Source organism: Streptomyces sp. NPDC086147 (assembly GCF_040702165.1).
Taxonomy (GTDB): domain Bacteria; phylum Actinomycetota; class Actinomycetes; order Streptomycetales; family Streptomycetaceae; genus Streptomyces.
The window spans coordinates 110,701-128,069 of record NZ_JBFBJO010000017.1; the positions used below are offsets into that span (position 1 = coordinate 110,701).

Here is a 17,369-nt window from a genome sequence, read left to right on the forward strand (position 1 = left end):
GGGCTCCCTCAGCCTTCCTGCGTGCGGAACCGGTTGATGGCGTCGAGGTGCTCGGCCCGCAGCTCCGGGTCGCGCACGCCCAGGCCCTCGCGGGGTGCGAGCGCGAGGACGCCGACCTTGCCCTGGTGGAGGTTGCGGTGGACGTCGTAGGCGGCCTGGCCGGTCTCCTCCAGGGAGTAGACCTTGGACAGGGTCGGATGGATCTTGCCCTTGACGATCAGGCGGTTGGCCTCCCAGGCCTCGCGGTAGTTCGCGAAGTGCGAGCCGATGATCCGCTTGAGCGACATCCACAGGTAGCGGTTGTCGTACTCGTGCCGGAAGCCGGAGGTCGAGGCGCAGGTGACGACGGTGCCGCCCTTGCGCGTGACGTACACGCTCGCGCCGAAGGTCTCGCGGCCCGGGTGCTCGAAGACGATGTCCACGTCCTCGCCGCCGGTCAGCTCGCGGATGCGCTTGCCGAACCGCTTCCACTCGCGCGGGTCCTGCGTCTCCTCGTCCTTCCAGAACCGGTAGCCCTCGGCGCTGCGGTCGATGACCGCCTCGGCGCCCATCCGCCGGCAGATCTCCGCCTTCTCCGGGGAGGACACCACGCAGACGGGGTTGGCGCCGCCGGCCAGGGCGAGCTGGGTGGCGTACGAGCCGAGGCCGCCGCTGGCGCCCCAGATCAGGACGTTGTCGCCCTGCTTCATCCCGGCGCCGTTGCGGGAGACGAGCTGCCGGTACGCCGTCGAGTTGACCAGGCCGGGGCTCGCGGCCTCCTCCCAGGTCAGGTGCTCGGGCTTGGGCATGAGCTGGTTGGACTTGACGAGCGCCAGCTCCGCCAGGCCGCCGAAGTTGGTCTCGAAGCCCCAGATGCGCTGCTCGGGGTCGAGCATCGTGTCGCCGTGTCCGTCGGCGGACTCCAGCTCCACGGACAGGCAGTGCGCGACGACCCGGTCGCCGGCCTTCCAGCGGTTCACCCCGGGACCGGTGCGCAGCACCACGCCCGCCAGGTCCGAACCCAGCACGTGGTAGGGCAGGTCGTGGCGCCGGGTCAGCTCCGAGAGGCGGCCGTAGCGCTCCAGGAACCCGAAGGTGGGCAGCGGTTCGAAGATCGAGCTCCACACGGTGTTGTAGTTGACGGCGCTCGCCATCACCGCGATCAGCGCCTCCCCGGGACCGGGCTCCGGGGTGGGCACCTCCTGGAGGTGCAGGGACTTGCGGGGGTCCTTGTCCGCCGAGGCCATCCCCTCGAACATGTCCGTCTCGTCCCGGCGCACCACGCTGCCCCGGTACGACTCGGGCAGTGGCAGGGCCGCGACGTCGGCCGGCGCCACGCCCTCGGCGAGCAGGGCATTGACGATCTCGTCCACGTGAAATCCCTTGCGAGTAGAGGGGACGCTCCGCGGTCAGGCTAGGCCGGTTTCCGACGCCCGGGGACCCCTAATTCCCCCGGTGCGCACCCCTGTTTTTTCCCTGGGGTCGAACAGGGGATGTACGCCGCTCGCGAAACGCTCATGCTGTCGTCCGGCCCCGCCGGAAAACGGCTAGGAGAATTCATGAACGGAATCGCGGCATGACCGTCTACTCGCCCCCGGCGGGATCCATCGGAATCCTCGGCACCGGCTCGTACCTGCCCGGAGAACCGGTCGGCAACGACACCGTCGCCACCCGCGCCGGGGTCACCGCCGAGTGGATCGAGCGGAAGACCGGCATCGTGGAGCGCCACTACGCCGCCGACCACGAGGCCGCCTCGGACCTGGCCGCCGAGGCGGCCGTCCGCGCCCTCGACGACGCCGGGCTGCGGGCCCGGGACGTGGGCTGGATCGTCGTGGCCACCTCGACGCCCGACCACCCCCAGCCGGCCACCGCCGCCCTGGTGCAGCACCGCATCGGCGCCGCCGGGGCCATGGCCTTCGACGTCAACGCCGTCTGCGCGGGCTTCGCCACCGCCCTGCACACCGGCGCGCGGCTGCTCGCGGTCCCCGAGGCCGACGGCGGGCGGCGCTGCGCCCTGGTCGTCGGCGCCGAGGTGTACTCGCGGATCCTCGACCGCGGGGACCGGCGCACCGCGCCGCTCTTCGGGGACGGCGCGGGGGCCGTGGTCCTGGGCCCGGTCGCCCCGGGGCGCGGACTGCTGGGCACCGGCATGGGCTCGTACGGGCACCTGCACGGGTTGATCGGGGTGGAGGCGGGCGGCAGCCGGCTCCCCGCCTCGGAGAAGACCCTGCTGCGGGGCGACCACCACTTCCGGATGCGGGGCCGGGACGTGCGGGACTTCGTCGTACGGGAGCTCCCGGCGGCCGTCGCGGGCACCCTGGAGGCCTTCGCGGTGGACCCGGACGAGGTGGCCCACTTCGTGCCGCACCAGGCCAACGGCGAGATGCTGCGCTCGCTGGCCGGCTCCCTGGGGCTGCCGCGGGCGCGCGTGCACCTGACGGTGGACCGGCACGGGAACACCGGGGCCGCGTCCGTCCCCGTCACCCTCGACCACGTGGCCCGCGACGGCGCGCTCGCCGAGGACGACCTGCTGTTCCTCGCGGGCTTCGGCGGCGGGATGACGGTGGGGACGGCGCTGCTGCGCTGGGGTCGTTAGGGGGCGTGCCGAAAGCGGTGCCGCCCGTCCGAAGGGCGGGTCCGGCGGTCAGACCAGGGTGGGGCCGCCGGTGAGCAGGTGGAGGCGGTGCAGCAGTTCCTCCTGCTGCCGGGTCAGCACGTCGATGCGGGAGCGCAGCCGGGCCACCTCGCTCCCGAGGTCGAGCAGCGCCGCGTCCGCCCCGAGGGCGGCCGGCGGCACCGAGAGCTCCGTCGCGGACAGCGGGGCCCGGTGCAGGATCGCCTCCATCCGCGAGCGCAGCGCCGGGCCCGGCCCGACCCCGAGCCCGTCGGCCAGCCGGCGGCAGGCCCGCTCGTACGCGCCGAGGGCCTCGGTGGGCCGCCCGGCCCGGCACAGCGCGACCATCAGCAGGTCGTGGAACCGCTCGCGCACCGGGTGCTCGGCGGTCAGCCGCTCCAGCTCGAACACGACCGGCTCGGCGGGCCCGCTGCGCAGGCTCGCCTCGTACAGGACCTCCAGGGCGGTCAGCCGCTGCTCCTCCAGGCGGTCCGCCTCGGCGGCGCAGAGGGCGCCGCGCACGCTCCCCTCGAGGGCCGGGCCCCGCCACAGCGCCAGCGCCCGGCGCAGCACGGTGACGGCCAGGGCCGGTTCGTCCGCCGCCGCGGCCCGGCCCTCGGCGGCGAGCCGGTGGAAGCGCTGGGCGTCGGTGGTGGCCCGGCCGAGCCGCAGCAGGTAGCCGGGCGGGCGGGTGGTGATCCAGGCGGGCCCGCCGTCGCCGGGCAGCAGCCGGCGCAGCCGGGCCACATGGGCCTGGAGGGCGTTGGCCGGGGACGCGGGCGGTGCCTCGCCCCACAGTTCGTCGACGAGCCGGTCGACGGCGAGCACCTGTCCCGGCCGGGCCGCGAGGGCGCCGAGCAGGGCGCTCTGCTTCGCGCCGGACGGCACGGCGCGCTCGCCGGTCCGCGCGTCGTACACCTCGACCGGGCCCAGGACGCGGAAGTCCACCGGCCCGTGGCCGGGGTCCCGGGGCGCTTCGTGCTCCACGGTGCCATTCACGTGGCACGGCTCCTTCCGAGGATTCGCCGGGGCCTCGCGGAAAGCGGTGTGAACTTCCGCCCGAACCCGGAACGCGTGTTCCGCAGTTCATCCCTCGTATGGAATCTAGCAGTCGATTTTCCCCCGGCAAGGACGGGAAATAGAGAGCCGCTCGACAGGCGCTGGAGATTTCCGGGACCGCCCCCGGTGTTTCGCTACCGTTCCCTCGTCGAAGGCTGAAAATCGATGCGAACTCGACCACGTACGGAGGAAACCGTGAGGATTCAGGTTCTGGGTCCGTTGAGTGCCGAGGTCAACGGGGGCTCGATTGTTCCGACGGCCGGGAAGCCGCGCCAGATTCTGGCCCTTCTCGCGCTGTACCCGGGACGGGTGATCCCCGTACCGACCCTGATGGAGGAGATCTGGGGGACCGAGCTCCCGCAGAGCGCCCTCACCACCCTGCAGACCTACATCCTCCAGCTGCGCCGGCGGCTGGGCACGGCCATGGGGCCGGGCGCCCCCGGCGGGGCCAAGGAGGTGCTCGCCACCCGCCACGGCGGCTATCTGATGCAGATCGCCCCCGAGTCGGTCGACGTGCACGAGTACGAGGGGCTCGTCGGCCGGGGGCAGAAGGCCTTCGAGGAGGGCGAGGACGAGCAGGCCGCCGACCTGCTGCGCAGGGCGCTCGGCCTGTGGCAGGGCTCGGCCCTGGTCGACGTGCGGGTCGGCCCGATCCTGGAGATAGAGGTCATGCGGCTGGAGGAGAGCCGGCTGGTGACCGTGGAGCGCCGGATCGACGCGGACCTCCGCCTGGGCCGGCACACCGAACTCATCGTGGAGCTGGCCGAACTGATCGCGCGCCACCCGCAGCACGAGGGCCTGCACTCGCAGGCCATGGTGGCGCTCTACCGCTCCGGCCGCCAGGCGACCGCGCTCGACGTCTACCGGCGCCTGCGCACCCGGCTCATCGACGACCTCGGCGTCGAGCCCTCGCCGCAGCTCCAGCGCCTCCACCGGGCGATGCTCATGGTGGACCCGGCCCTGGACGTGGCCTCCGGGCCGCGCCGCAGCTCCACGTTCGACCTCTACGCGGCGTAGGGCCGGTCCGGCGGATCGGGGCCGGAAAGGCCCCCCCCGGGGTCGGAAGGCCCCTCGGGGTCGGACAGGCCCCGGGCCGGCCGGCCGCGGCGGCGGGTTCGAGCGGATCTCCAGCGCGGTGCGCGAGGGTCCGGGCGGAAACCGACGACCGCGGGAGGACCGGCATGGGCGTGCAACTGGTGTGCTTCGCGCACGCGGGCGCCGGCGTCACCGCCTTCCGGCGGTGGCGGGAGCTGAGCGGCGGCGCACTGGAGCCGCGGCCCTGGCTGCTGCCCGGCCGCGACGGGCGCCGGCGCGAACCCCGGGTCACCGGGCGCGCCGCGCTCCTCGACGACCTGCGCGCGCTCCTCGACGACCCGCCGACCGGGCCGTACGTCCTCTACGGGCACAGCCTGGGCGGCATGATCGCCTACACCCTGACCCGGGCCCTGCACGAGGCCGGGGCGCCGCTGCCCGGGCTGCTGGCCGTCGGGGCGTGCCCGCCGCCCCACGCGCCCCTGGGGCTGCCGCGGGCCGCGGACGCCCCCGACGGGGAACTCGTCCGGTTCCTCGACTCCTTCGGCGCCGCGCCGCCCGGAGCCGTGCCCGGCGACCTGTGGCACCGCAAGGTGCTGCCCGTGCTCCGCGACGACCTGCGGCTCGCCGCGGACCTGCGCGCCGCCGCCCTGACCCCGTCCGCCGCCGGGCCGCTGCCCGTTCCGGTCCTTGCCGTCGCCGGCGCCGAGGACGCCCTGGCGACCCCGGACGACCTCGCGGGCTGGTCCGGGTGGACCACCGGGCGGTTCGTCCGGCGCACTGTGCCCGGCGGCCACTTCTTCGTACGGGACCGGGAACTGCCCCGGCTGATCGGACGCGCGGGCCGCGTCCTGCTGCGCGGCGACCGGCAGACGGCCGGCCGCTGACCTTTTCACGGCTGGAACGCGCGGACGCGCCGTACCGGGGGTTTCCCGGTACGGCGCGTCCGTGATGTCCGTGTAGCCCCGTCGGCAGGGGTCTTCGGGCGGGGCCGTCGGACGGGGCCTTCGGACGGGGTCTTCGGGTCAGAACGACAGGTGGTCCGGGGTGATGCGGCGCTCCCGCACGAGGAGCCGGTCGCCGTCGCGTACGAGGACGTCCTCCACGAGCGCGCTCGTGCCCGGCTCCGACACGGGGTTCCACGGGCGCGTCACCCACACCATCGAGGCGAAGCGCGCGCGCAGCGTGCCGTCGGGCCGCTCGTCGACCTGGAGCATGCCGTACCAGTGGCGGCGCCGCACGGGCTCGGTCCCGAAGCGGGCGTGGTGCGCGGCGCGCAGGGACCGGGCGATCTCGCCGCGCCCCACCGACTTCTTCCGCACCGGGGACGGGGACAGCGTCCCGTCCTCCGTGAAGGTCTCCGCGAAGGCCTCGGCCCGCAGGCCGTCGAGGAGTTCGGCCTGCCGGGCGTAGAAGCGCTGCGCCTCGACGTACGGGTCGGCGGCGGGCGCGGGCACCGAGGCCGCGAAGGCCGCCTGGGGATGGGTGGTGTAGGTGCTCATGCCGCTCCTCGGGAGTCGTCGGACGCTTCCGGACCCGTTCCGTCCCTGCGGTCCAGCGCGTCCGGACAGCATCCGTGGCGCGGATCGAGAGTTGTTCGAAGATTCCTCAAGCGGTCCTGCGGACAGTGGGGGCACCGGATCGGACCGACCGGTTCCGACCGGTCCGGATCGGTCCGGTTCGGTACCGATCGATCAGGTTCGGCGCCGTACCGCGCCCCCCGAGAGGAGAAACATCCGTGACCTCCCACGTCCTGGTCGTCGGCGCCGGTCCGGTCGGCCTCACCGCCGCGCACGAACTCGCCCGCCGCGGCCTGCGGGTGCGCCTGATCGACGGGGCCCCGGGCCCCGCCGTCACCAGCCGCGCCGTCGCCGTGCACCCGCGCACCCTGGAGACCCTCGACCAGATGGGCGTCGCGGAGTCCTTCGTCGCCGCCGGCCGGCGGAACCGGGCGTTCACGATGTACGCGCGCGGCAGCCGGCTCGTCCGCCTGGAGGCGGACTACTCCTCGATGCCCACCCGGTACCCGTACACCGTCCTCCTGGAGCAGACCCGCACCGAGGCCCTGCTGCGCGAGGCCGTCGCCCGGCTCGGCGTCCGGGTCGAGTGGGGGACCCGGCTCACCTCGCTCGCGCAGGACCGCGACGGCGTCCGCGCCCGGCTCGCACACGCCGACGGCACCACCGAGGAGTACGCCACCGGCTGGCTGGTCGGCTGCGACGGCGGGCACAGCACCGTGCGCAAGCAGCTCGGGCTGCCGCTGATCGGCGAGTCCAGCGAGACCTGGGAGCTCGCCGACGCGCCCGTCGCCGTCGACCTCCCGCCGGACACCATCTACTGGGTCCACACCGGCCGCCAGGCCCTGATGATGGTGCCGTACAGCCGCGAGGGGCAGTGGCGGCTCCTCGACACCGCCCCCGTCACCACCGGTGCGAAGAACGGTGCGAAGGGCGGTGCGCAGGGCGGGCGGGACACCGGCGTCCCCTCCGTCGCCGAGCGCTTCGGCGCCAAGCTGAGCGCCGGGCTCGGCCGCGAGGTCCGGGTGGGCGAGCCCGAGTGGACCTCCGTCTTCACCTTCCAGCAGCGCATGGTGCCCCGCATGCACGACGGCCGCGTCTTCGTCTGCGGGGACGCCGCCCACGTGCACAGCCCCGCCTCGGGCCAGGGCATGAACACCGGCGTCCAGGAGGCCTACAACCTCGCCTGGAAGCTCGCCATGGTCGTCCGCGGCGAGGCCGGGCGCGGCCTCCTCGACACCTACGGCGAGGAGCGCGTGCCCGTCGGCAGGGCCCTGCTCGGCTCCACCCGCAAGGCCACCTTCCTGGTGCAGTTCAAGAACACCGTGGCCGGGTTCGCGCTGCCGGTCGTCTTCACCCTCGTCCGCAACGTCGGCCCGCTGCGCCGCGCCATCCAGCGCAAGGTCCTCGGCGGGATGTCCGGACTCCGGCTCGGCTACCCCGACAGCAGCCTCACCACCGGGCGGCCCGGCGGCCGGGGCCCGGCCTTCGGCACCCGGGCCGCCGCGGCCGCGGCCCGCCACCCCGGCGGCCCCGGGGCGGACGCGCTGCGCGACGAACTGCGCGACGTCCGCTGGACGCTCCTGGTCGCCGACGGCCCCGAGCGGGTCCGGCGGACGGCCGGGACGGTCCGCGAGGCCTTCGGCTCCTGGCTGTCCGTACGGACCCTCGGCGGCCCGGCCGGCACCCCCGGAGAACTCCCCGACCCGGACGGGCGGCTGCGCGCGGCCCTGGACCTGGCCCCGGGCGCCTGGGTCCTGGTCCGGCCCGACGGCTACACCGCCTCGGGCGGCGCCGAACTGACCGCGGCGGCCCTGGACGGGGCCCTGGCCCCGCTGGACCGGGCCGCCGTGTCCGTCGTGGCCGCCGACGCGCGAGTTCCCGTCGCTGCCGAGGTTCCCGCCGACGCGGAAGCTCCCGCCCGGGTCCTGGAGGGCCACCGGTGACCGAACCCGCACGGAACCGCCGCACGGTGCACCGGACCGAGATCGGGGCACCCGCCGGACTGGTGTACGGACTGCTCGCCGACGCCCCGCAGTGGCCCCTGTACCTGCCGGACGCCGTCCACGTGGAACGCCTCCCGTGCGACGGACCCGGCGAGCGGCTGCGCAGGTGGGACGTCACCGGCGGGGTCCTCCGCCCGCGCACCCTGCGGCGCCTCCCGGACGCCGCCCCGCGCCGGATCGCCTTCCGCGAGGAGGACCCGGCGGACCCGGACGGCGCTCCGTCCGGGAGCTGGACCGTCGAGGACCTGGGCGCCGAACGCGCCCTGCTGGTCCTGGAGGTGGACGCCCCCGCGCCGGCCGGAAGCCGCTCGCCGGAGGCCGCCGCCGCGCGGGACGGCGCCGTGGCCGCCCTCCGCGAGGAGGCCGGCCACCTGGCCCGGCTGGCCGCGCACTGGGAACGCCTCGACGAACTCGTCCTCTGCTTCGAGGACTCGGTGCGCGTGGACGCCCCGCCGCAGCGCGTGTACGCGCTCCTGGAGAGCCCCGGCCCCCGCCCGTACCGCGTCCCGGCCGTCCCGCCCGACTCCGTGCGGGTCCGCCTGCCCGGGCGCGGGCTCGTCGTCCACAAGCAGCTGCGGACCCCCGCCCCGCTGGCCGTCCACACCGGGGTCTGGACGGTCGCCGACGACGGCGCGGGCGCCACCCTCCTCACCTCCCGGCACGGGGTGCTGCTCCAGGCCGGGCCCGTCACCGGGCTCTTCGGCCCCGACGCCACCTCCGAGACGGTCCGCCGGCACGTCCGCCGGACCCTGGGCCAGCGCAGCACCGCGGTGATGGAGCAGGTCAGGCAGTACGCGGAGGAGGAGTGGCAGCAGCAGGAGGAGGAGTCGCGGCAGGAGGACGGGCGGTGGCGGGTCGCGTGAACGCGGTCCGTCGCGTGCCCGGGCGCGGGCCGGGGCCGAGAGCCTGTCCGGCCATGATCCGCTGGGCAGGCCCCAGGTGCGCGACGACCGTCGCGAGCACCTCCTCGGCCCGGTCCGTCAGGAAGAAGTGCCCGCCGGGGAACACCTCGGCGGTGAACGGGCCGGTGGTGTGCTCCTCCCAGGCCAGCACCCCCTCGACGTCGGCCACCGGGTCCCGGTCCCCGGTCAGCGCGACGACCGGGCACGTCAGCGCGGGCCCCGGCCGGTACGCGTACGTCTCCACCGCCCGGTAGTCGGCGCGCAGCGCCGGCAGGACCATCGCAAGGAGTTCGGGATCCCGCAGCAGCGCGGCGTCCGTGCCGCCGAGCGCGTCCAGCTCGGCCAGCAGCCGTTCGTCCCCGGCCGCACCGAGGCCGCCCTCGAACGGGATCGACGGCGCCGGGCGGCCCGAGGCGAACAGCACGGCCGGCAGCTCACCGGCCGCTTCGAGACGGCGGGCCACCTCGAAGCCGAGGGTGGCGCCCATGCTGTGCCCGAAGAGGGCCAGCGGCCGGTCGCGGTACGGGGCCAGGGCCTCGGTGATCCGGTCGGCCAGCTCCTGGAGGTCCGCCACCGGCTCCTCGCCGCGCCGGTCCTGACGGCCCGGGTACTGGACGGCGAGCACGTCCACTGCGGGCGCGAGCGCGTGCGCCACCGGGAGGAAGAAACCCGCCGAACCGCCGCCGTGCGGCAGGCACACCAGCCGGACCGGGGCCTGCGGAGCGGGCCTGAACCTCCTGAACCAGCTTCCCGCACCAGGGCTTTCGCTCATCCCCCCACCCTTCCCGTTCGACCGTCGCGTCCAGCATCCACCGGAGCGGCCGGCGCGTCCGACGAACGCCGTCCGGAGTCCGAGCCGTTGTCCACGCCTTCTCCAGAGGGTGCTGAGAGCGTGCCGAGCACGTCGCGTCCGCGCCGCCGCGGCTTCCCGCCCGCGGCCCGGCGCCGCAGCCTTCCGGAGGACCCCATGTCCGTGCCCGTACGGCCCGCCCAGACCCGGCACGACCCGGCCCGTCCGGCCCGCCCCGCGCGCTCCGGCGGCGCGGCGCGGGGCGGTGCGGGCGACGGGGACGTACGGGCCAGGATCACCGCCTACCTGGCGCGATTCCTCCCCGTGCACGGACTCGCCGACGACGAGGACATCTTCGGCCTCGGCTACGTGAGCTCCGTGTTCGGGCTCGAACTGCTGGCCTTCGTCGAGGAGGAGTTCGGCGTCACGGCCGGCCGGGAGGACCTGGACCTGGAGGACTTCCGGTCCGTGGGCGCCCTGGTGGCGTTCGTCGGGGCGCGGACCTCCGGGACGGCGGCGGCCCCGGATCCGTCCAGGGGTCCCGTGCGCGCCGTGGACGGCGGTTCGAGGGCTCGTCGAGCGATCCTCCGGCGGGGCGGAGCAGAGTCGGGCGCAAGGGCGAGAGAGGGGTGGACCGATGTCGGATGAGAGAGTGCGTCGTACGTCGTACACGGTGGACGTGGCCGCCCCGGCGGGCGTGCTGTACGGACTGGTCGCGGACACCACGGAGTGGCCGCTGCTCGTGCCGCCGGCGATCCACGTCGAGCGGCTGGACTTCGACGGGGTCCAGGACCGCTTCCGCATGTGGGTGACGGCCAACGGCTCGGTCACCTCGTGGATCTCCCGCAGGCACCTGGACCCGGCGCGGCGCACGATCGACTTCCACCAGGAGGTCGCGGCGGCCCCCGCCTCGCACATGGGCGGCCGCTGGATCGTCGAGGAGCTGGGCGCCGACCGCTCGCGGATCACGCTGCTGCACGACTTCACGGTGGCGGGCGACGACCCCGAGGGCGCCGAGTGGCTGACCCGCGCCACCGACGACAACAGCCGCGCGGAGCTCGCCCGGCTGAAGGAGACCGCCGAGCTGTGGCCCCGGCTCGACGGACTCCGGCTGACCTTCGAGGAGTCGGTGCGCGTCAACGGACCCGCCGAGCTCGTCTACGACTTCCTGTACGGGATCGGCGACTGGCCCGAGCACCTGGCCCACGTCGTCCGGGCCGACGTGCGCGAGGACCTGCCGGGCGTCCAGGTCGTCACCACGGACACCCGTGCCCCCGGCGGACCTGCCGTCACCACCGAGTCCGTACGGGTCTGCTTCCCCCACGCGGGCCGGATCGTCTTCAAGGAGACCCGCACCTCCCCGCTGCTCGCCGCCCACTGCGGCGAGTGGACCGTGACCCCGGACGAGAGCGGCGTCACCGCCGCCGTCACCCACAGCGTCCTGCTGCGGGAGAAGGCCGTCGAATCCGTCCTGGGACGCGGCGCCGACCTCGACCAGGCCCGCCGGTACGTGCGCGACACCCTGGGCGCCGCCGGCGCGGCCACCCTCGGACGCGCCCGCCGCCACGCGGAGTCCGCCGTCCGCGTGCTGTGCCCGGGGCAGTGACCGGGCAGCCCATGACCACGACGCCCGACATACCTATGCCGACGCCGACGACGCCGCCTTACGCCGGGACGCGCGCGGCCGGAGCCGTGACCGGACCTGTGAAGGACCCCCTGGCCGGAGCCGTGACCGGATTCGCGACCGGTCCCGTGAACGTTCCCGCGACCGGGCCCGCCCCCGAGGCGCGGGCGCTGGAGCGGGCCGCGCGGCTCGAATCCCTGCTCGGCGACCCGCTGCGGCCCGCCAACCCGCACGGCATCGCCGCCCTCGTCGCCGCGGACGACCTGCGCAGGCCGCCCGCCGCCACCGAGCGCCTCCTCACCGAGCACGGGCTCGGCGCCGAGTTCGTGCCCGCCGCCCTCGGCGGCCGGCTGACCCGGGCCGACCTGCTCGCGAAGGTGCTGCGCCCGGTGTTCCGGCGCGACCTCGCCCTCGGCTTCGGCTTCGGCATCACCTCGCTGTTCGCCACCGCCGCGGTCTGGGCCGCCGGCAGCACCCGCCAGCGCGAGGAGACCGCCGGTCTCCTCCTCGGCGGCGGCCGGGCCTCGATCGTCCACCACGAACTCGCCCACGCGAACGCCATCCTGCGCGACGAGTTCACGGCCCGCTCCGTGCCCGGCGGGCATCTGCTCAGCGGGCGCAAGGACGTCGTCATGAACGCCGCGCGCTCGGGCGCGTACGTCGTCTACGCCCGCACCGCGGCCGAACGCGGGCCGCGCAGCCACTCCGTCTTCCTGCTGCGCCCCGGCGACCTGCCCGGGGACACCGTGCGGCACCTGCCCCGCGTCCACACCCCCGGCATGCGCGGCGGCCTCTTCTCCGGACTGGAGCTCGCCGGCTGCCCCGTGCCCGGGGACGCCATGGTCGGCCGCCCCGGCGAGGGCGTCGCCCTCGCGCTGCGCACCTTCCAGGTCAACCGCTGCCTCATCCCCGCCGTCGCCGTCTCCTCCGTCGACACCGTGCTGCACTCGGCCGTCCGCGCCGTCACCACCGGCCGCAGCGCCCCCGTGGCCCGCCGCTGGCACAAGCCGCTCACCGGGGTCTTCGCCGACCTGCTCGCCTGCGACGCCATGGCCACCGTCGCCCTGCGCTCCCTGAGCCTGCTGCCCGAACGCACCCACGTGCTCGCCGCGGCGGTCAAGTACGTCGTGCCCGACCTGCTGCGCGACGACCTGGAGGAGCTGGCCTCCGTGCTCGGCGCCCACGGCTACGAGCACGGCAGCCCGCAGTACGGCGCCCTGGAGAAGGTCGTCCGCGACCTGCCCGTCGCCGGACTCGGCCACGCCGGCACCGCCGCCTGCCAGGCCGTCATCGTCCCCCAGCTGCGCACCCTCGCCGCGCGCTCCTGGTTCCGGGCCGAGGAGCCCCCGCCCGAGCTCTTCCGCCCGGGCGCCGCCCTGCCCGACCTCGACTACCGGCTGCTCGGCTTCGCCGGGGGCGACGACTTCCTGCCGGCCACCCTGGTGGGCTGCGCCGACCGGCTCTCCGCGCACCGCGCCCTCGGCGGCGCCCTCGCCGTGCTCGGCGAACTGGCCGAGGCGTTCGTCGGCGAACTCCGGGCGCTGCGCACGGCCTGCGCCGCGCTGCCCACCGGGCACGCGGGCCTCTCCGACCCGGCGGTCGTCGTCCTCGGCGACCGGTACGCACTGGTCCTGGCCGCCGCCGCGGTCCTCGGGGTCTGGGAGGGGCAGGACGGCACCGACCCCTTCCTCGCCGATCCCGCCTGGGCGGTCCTCGCCCTGACCCGGCTCGCCGGACGGCTGGGCATCGCCGCGCCCGAGCCGCCCGCCGGCTGTGCGGAGCACCTGCTCGCCGAGGTCGTCGGACGCTACCGCGCGGGCCGCAGCTACGACCTCGACGGCACGTCGCCCGACCGGTGAGCCGCGCGATTCGTATGCGGCGGACCCCGACGGCCGGTGGGCCGTGCGACCCGCACGCCGCGCACCCCGACGACCGGTGAGCCGCACGCCGCGCACACCGAGCACCGCCGCCCCGCGCGGGCGGCGCGCCCCAGCAGCCGCAGAGGAGGTCAGGAACCGTGCCGGAGCAGCACCGCGTCCCGGACGGGCGCGCCGTCCCGTCCCCCGTCCACGTCACCGGACCCGGGGGACCCTGGGACGCCCTGCACCGGGACCTGGAGGGACTCGGCAGCGCCGTGGTGTACGCGACCTGGGGGGAGTGGCTGACGGCCGCCCTCGCCGCCCCGGAGCTGCGGCGCCTCCTCGGCCGCGACTGGCCGCGCTACCGGCGCACCGAGGACGCCGCCGTCCGCTACCGCTTCGTCACCTCGCGGATGGTCGTCAAGTACACGGCCGCCGCGGCGCTGCGGACGGATCCCGCCGCGCTCGACCTCGCGTACAAGATCGGTGGACGGCCCTACATCCGCGGCTTCGACCAGATCGACGTCAGTCTGAGCCACACGGACGACCTGATCGCCGTCGGCGTCAGCCGCACCGGCCGCATCGGGGTCGACGTGGAGCCGGCCGGCCGGCGGATGTCCTTCGAACTGCTCCACGACCACATGTGCACCCCGGCCGAGCAGGCCGAGCTCGCCGGCCTGTCCGAGGAGCGCAAGGCCGCCGAGCTGCTGCGCCTGTGGACCCTGAAGGAGGCCTACACGAAGGCGCTGGGCCAGGGACTGAGGCTGGGGTTCACGGAGTTCGGCTTCGGCCTGGAGAGCGGGGACCTGACGGCCCCCGACGGCAGCCCGGCCGCGCGCGGCGAGTGGGCCTTCGGGACCCACCGGGTGCTCGACCGCTACCTGCTCAGCGTGGCCCGCCACGACGCGGGCCTGGACCCCGACCCGGACACCGCCGTCCGCACCATGCTCGACGACGGGTTCCTGGGCGCCGTCGAGGAGATGCTCGCGGCCGGCTGACGTGCCGACCCGCCCGGTGACCGGGCCGGGAGCCTTCGTGTCAGCGCCGTGTCAGCGGCGCGTCGGCGCCGCGTGGCGCGTCCGCCCATACTCCCGACGCCTCGCCGATTCCGTACAGAACGCGACCGATCACACAGAACCGACCGCAGCGCACCGCGCCGAACCGACCCGGGAGGGACCGATGACCATGGCCGCACCCCAGGCCGTGACGGTGGTCATCGCCCCCGGCCGGCCGAGCTCGCTGGAGCTGCACGGCCCGCTGGCGCCCGCCGCCCTCGAACCGCTGCTCGACCGGTTCCCGCCGCCCCGGCCCGCGCTGCGCCGGCACTCCCCGGTCCACCACACGCTCCGGCTGCCCCTCTCCTTCGACGCGGGGCGACTGGCCGACCTCCTGACCGGACCGGAGACCGCAGAGCCGGCCGAGCCCCTCGCGTCCGTCGGGCCCGTCGGATCGGCCGAGCCCGTCGAGTCGGCCGAGTCGGTCGCGTCCGTCGAGCCCGCCGATTCCGTCGAGCCCGCCGACGCCCCCGCCCCCGTCGACTCCGTCCCCCGCGGACCGGCCGCCTTCGTCGCCGCCCGGCGGCCGTACCCGCTCTCCCACGGGCACCCCGCCGCCCCCCGCCAGCAGGACATCCTCCTCGGCTCCCTCACCCACCCCGGCGCCGGGTTCCACGTCGAGCAGGTCCACTGGCACTGGTACGGACCGCTCGACCCCGAGCGGTTCCGGGCGGCCTGGCAGCGCGTCACCGACCAGGAGGCCGTGCTGCGCGCCGTCCTGGCCCGCCCCGCCCCGCACCACCCGCCCCGCGTCGTCGTGCGCCCCTCCGCCGTCCCGCAGATCGCCCGCCGCTCCCAGGGGGCCGCGGAGTGGAACGCGCTGGTCGCCGCCGAGCGGCTGCGCGAGTTCGACCTGATGCGCGGCGGCCCGCTGCGCATCGTGCTCGTCGACGAGGTCCGGGACGCCGGCCCCCCGGGCACCCGGATCCTCGCCACCTACCACCAGGCCCTGATCGACACCCGCAGCATGGGCCTGCTGCTGCGCTCCTTCTACCGCGCCTACCTCGACGACGGGCGCGCGCGCGGCGGCGAGCGCCGCCCCGACGTGCGCGACCACCTCCGCTGGGTGCGGGGCCAGGACCTCGGTCCCGCCCGGGAGTTCTGGTCCCGTGCCGCGCCCCCGGCGGGCGCGGCCACCCTGCCCGCCCGGGCCACCGGCGATGTCGCCGGCCGGCGGGGCCACGGCCGGACCTGGCAGCGCCTGACCCCGCACGAGACGGTCCGGCTGCGCGACTGGGCCGCCGGGCACGGGGCCACCGAGAGCACCGTCGTCCAGGCCGCCTGGGCGCTGCTGCTCCACCGCGCCCACCGCGCCCGTCCCGCCCCCGCCCCGGTGGCCTTCGCCGCGGCCGTGTCCGGCCGGGGCATCGCCCTCGACGGGGCCGAGGGGATGCCGGGCGCCCTGGCCAACCCGCTGCCCGTGGCCGTGGACGTCGGCCCCCGCACCCGGATGCGCGACCTGCTGGCCGCCCTGACCGACCGGGCCCTCGACACCACCGCGTACGAATGGGTCTCCGCCGGGCAGATCCACGGCTGGTCGGGCCGGGCGGCCGACGACGAACTCACCGAGTCCGTCGTCGTCTTCCAGCCGCCGGACCTCCTGGCCGCGCGCTCCGGACCGCTCTGCGGGCCGCTCTCCGACCCGGCCGCCGAACTGCGGGAGGACCTGGCCGCCGAGGGCGTGCGCGTGGGACCCCCGGAGCTGTTCGGCGCGCACACGGGCGTGCCCATGACCCTCGCCGCCCGCCACGACGGCGTGGGCGGCCTGGCCCTGACCGTCGTCCACGACCGCGCCCGCGTCGCGGACGCCGACGCCTCCGAGTGCCTGGCGCAACTGCTCCGGCTGCTGCGCGACCTCCCCCTCGCCGTCGAGGGGTCCACGTCCGTCGAGGAGGTCCTCGGCCTCCTGGAGGGCCGCCCGGTGCCGCGCATGGCGCACCGGCCGCCGTCCTCCCTGCGCCTGCTGCGCCCCGGCGCGGGGCCGGGCGCGGGAGTGATCTGCCTGATCCCGCCGCCGGGGTCCCCGGAGACCTGCTACGACGTGCTGGCCCGCGACCACCGCGGGCCCCAGACGCTGGCCACCGTCACCGCGCCCGCGGACGCGACGGCCTGCCTGACCGCCCTGGGCCCGGCCCTGGCCGCCCGCGAACCCGTCCTGCTCGGCGGGTACTCGGGCGCGGGCGCCCTCGCGTACGGCGTGGCGCAGCGGATCGCCGCCCACGGCTGGGCGCCCCCGCTCGTCGCGATCGGCGGCGTCCCGGGGGCCGTACCCGACGCCGCCCGCGACCTCGCCGCGGTCCTCGCCGCCACCGCCGCGCACGCGGCGGCGGGCGGGGCGGGCGGGGCCGAAGGACCCGTATGACCCACGCACCGGCCGGGCGGCACCGGAACCGGCCGGCCGTCCCTCCCACCACCTGGAGTTCGCCATGACCCGCCGCCTGTTCACCTCGGAGTCCGTGACCGAGGGGCATCCGGACAAGATCGCCGACCAGATCAGCGACACCATCCTCGACGCGCTGCTGAGCCAGGACCCGACCTCGCGCGTCGCCGTGGAGACCATGATCACCACCGGTCTCGTGCACATCGCGGGGGAGGTGACCACCAAGGCGTACGCGCCGATCGCCCAGCTCGTGCGGAACAAGATCCTGGAGATCGGTTACGACTCCTCGCAGAAGGGCTTCGACGGCGCCTCCTGCGGCGTGTCGGTGTCCATCGGGTCGCAGTCCCCGGACATCGCCCAGGGCGTCGACACGGCGTACGAGAAGCGGGTCGGGGACGCCTCCGACGGTGACGAGCTCGACAAGCAGGGCGCGGGCGACCAGGGTCTGATGTTCGGCTACGCGTCGGACGAGACGCCCGAGCTGATGCCGCTGCCGATCCACCTGGCGCACCGGCTGTCGCGCCGGCTGACCGAGGTCCGCAAGAACGGGAC

At 75.7% G+C, this 17,369-nt stretch carries 15 protein-coding genes; 11 read left to right on the top strand and 4 right to left on the bottom strand.

Annotated features, from left to right (window positions below; all coding sequences use genetic code 11):
• Positions 1-8 precede the first annotated feature (8 nt).
• The gene (ccrA, locus tag AB0398_RS27770; protein ID WP_366378356.1) at positions 9-1,352 is read right to left on the bottom strand and encodes a crotonyl-CoA carboxylase/reductase; all 1,344 of its coding nucleotides are present in this window, start codon (positions 1,350-1,352) and stop codon (positions 9-11) included.
• A gap of 203 nt (positions 1,353-1,555) precedes the next feature.
• Here ccrA and AB0398_RS27775 point away from each other — a divergent pair, with 203 nt between their 5' ends.
• Positions 1,556-2,575 (top strand): ketoacyl-ACP synthase III, encoded by a 1,020-nt coding sequence (locus tag AB0398_RS27775; RefSeq protein WP_366378357.1) that lies wholly within the window; start codon positions 1,556-1,558, stop codon positions 2,573-2,575.
• A 48-nt stretch (positions 2,576-2,623) separates the two neighbouring features.
• Here AB0398_RS27775 and AB0398_RS27780 read toward each other — a convergent pair whose 3' ends face one another.
• Positions 2,624-3,592, bottom strand: coding sequence for an AfsR/SARP family transcriptional regulator (locus AB0398_RS27780; protein WP_366378358.1), 969 nt, complete (start codon positions 3,590-3,592; stop codon positions 2,624-2,626).
• A 255-nt stretch (positions 3,593-3,847) separates the two neighbouring features.
• Between AB0398_RS27780 and AB0398_RS27785 the strand changes: the two genes are divergently transcribed.
• A complete protein-coding gene (locus AB0398_RS27785; protein ID WP_366378359.1) occupies positions 3,848-4,669 on the top strand; it encodes an AfsR/SARP family transcriptional regulator in 822 nt (273 codons plus the stop codon).
• A gap of 164 nt (positions 4,670-4,833) precedes the next feature.
• The gene (locus AB0398_RS27790) at positions 4,834-5,571 is read left to right on the top strand and encodes a thioesterase domain-containing protein (RefSeq protein WP_366378360.1); all 738 of its coding nucleotides are present in this window, start codon (positions 4,834-4,836) and stop codon (positions 5,569-5,571) included.
• Positions 5,572-5,709: 138 nt separating this feature from the next.
• On the opposite strand, the gene AB0398_RS27795 is transcribed toward AB0398_RS27790, so the two are convergent.
• Positions 5,710-6,186 carry a nuclear transport factor 2 family protein gene (locus AB0398_RS27795; RefSeq protein WP_366378361.1) on the bottom strand — a complete coding sequence of 159 codons (477 nt, stop codon included), beginning with the start codon at positions 6,184-6,186 and terminating at the stop codon, positions 5,710-5,712.
• Positions 6,187-6,422: 236 nt separating this feature from the next.
• Between AB0398_RS27795 and AB0398_RS27800 the strand changes: the two genes are divergently transcribed.
• The gene (locus AB0398_RS27800; RefSeq protein ID WP_366378362.1) at positions 6,423-8,147 is read left to right on the top strand and encodes an FAD-dependent oxidoreductase; all 1,725 of its coding nucleotides are present in this window, start codon (positions 6,423-6,425) and stop codon (positions 8,145-8,147) included.
• Positions 8,144-9,070: an SRPBCC family protein gene (locus AB0398_RS27805; protein WP_366378363.1), complete on the top strand. Its 927-nt coding sequence runs from the start codon at positions 8,144-8,146 to the stop codon at positions 9,068-9,070. The genes AB0398_RS27800 and AB0398_RS27805 overlap by 4 nt, the downstream gene beginning before the upstream one ends.
• Here the strand turns inward: AB0398_RS27805 and AB0398_RS27810 are convergent.
• Complete coding sequence (locus AB0398_RS27810) at positions 8,991-9,881, bottom strand: thioesterase domain-containing protein (RefSeq protein WP_366378364.1); 891 nt, start codon at positions 9,879-9,881, stop codon at positions 8,991-8,993. The genes AB0398_RS27805 and AB0398_RS27810 overlap by 80 nt on opposite strands.
• A 120-nt stretch (positions 9,882-10,001) precedes the next feature.
• Between AB0398_RS27810 and AB0398_RS27815 the strand changes: the two genes are divergently transcribed.
• From AB0398_RS27815 to AB0398_RS27840, 6 genes are all read left to right on the top strand, one after another.
• Positions 10,002-10,547, top strand: a complete 546-nt coding sequence (locus AB0398_RS27815; protein WP_366378365.1) for a phosphopantetheine-binding protein — start codon at positions 10,002-10,004, stop codon at positions 10,545-10,547.
• The gene (locus AB0398_RS27820) at positions 10,537-11,505 is read left to right on the top strand and encodes an aromatase/cyclase (protein ID WP_366378366.1); all 969 of its coding nucleotides are present in this window, start codon (positions 10,537-10,539) and stop codon (positions 11,503-11,505) included. Before AB0398_RS27815 ends, AB0398_RS27820 begins: the two co-directional genes overlap by 11 nt.
• 86 nt (positions 11,506-11,591) lie before the next feature.
• Positions 11,592-13,382 (top strand): acyl-CoA dehydrogenase, encoded by a 1,791-nt coding sequence (locus AB0398_RS27825; protein ID WP_366378367.1) that lies wholly within the window; start codon positions 11,592-11,594, stop codon positions 13,380-13,382.
• A gap of 158 nt (positions 13,383-13,540) precedes the next feature.
• On the top strand, positions 13,541-14,380 hold the full coding sequence (locus AB0398_RS27830; RefSeq protein ID WP_366378368.1) for a 4'-phosphopantetheinyl transferase superfamily protein: 840 nt from the start codon (positions 13,541-13,543) through the stop codon (positions 14,378-14,380).
• A gap of 187 nt (positions 14,381-14,567) precedes the next feature.
• Positions 14,568-16,799, top strand: coding sequence for a condensation domain-containing protein (locus AB0398_RS27835; RefSeq protein ID WP_366378369.1), 2,232 nt, complete (start codon positions 14,568-14,570; stop codon positions 16,797-16,799).
• A gap of 64 nt (positions 16,800-16,863) precedes the next feature.
• Positions 16,864-17,369, top strand: a 506-nt coding sequence (locus tag AB0398_RS27840; RefSeq protein ID WP_366378370.1) for an S-adenosylmethionine synthetase N-terminal domain-containing protein, incomplete at its 3' end; no start/stop codon positions are given.

What these genes read in the sequence shown, in the direction of transcription:
- AB0398_RS27775 (WP_366378357.1), top strand. Translation starts at nt 1,556, where the DNA reads ATGACCGTCTACTCGCCCCCGGCGGGATCCATCGGAATCCTCGGCACC.
- AB0398_RS27790 (WP_366378360.1), top strand. Translation starts at nt 4,834, where the DNA reads ATGGGCGTGCAACTGGTGTGCTTCGCGCACGCGGGCGCCGGCGTCACC.
- AB0398_RS27795 (WP_366378361.1), bottom strand. Translation starts at nt 6,186, where the DNA reads ATGAGCACCTACACCACCCATCCCCAGGCGGCCTTCGCGGCCTCGGTG.
- AB0398_RS27810 (WP_366378364.1), bottom strand. Translation starts at nt 9,881, where the DNA reads ATGAGCGAAAGCCCTGGTGCGGGAAGCTGGTTCAGGAGGTTCAGGCCC.
- AB0398_RS27820 (WP_366378366.1), top strand. Translation starts at nt 10,537, where the DNA reads ATGTCGGATGAGAGAGTGCGTCGTACGTCGTACACGGTGGACGTGGCC.
- AB0398_RS27835 (WP_366378369.1), top strand. Translation starts at nt 14,568, where the DNA reads ATGGCCGCACCCCAGGCCGTGACGGTGGTCATCGCCCCCGGCCGGCCG.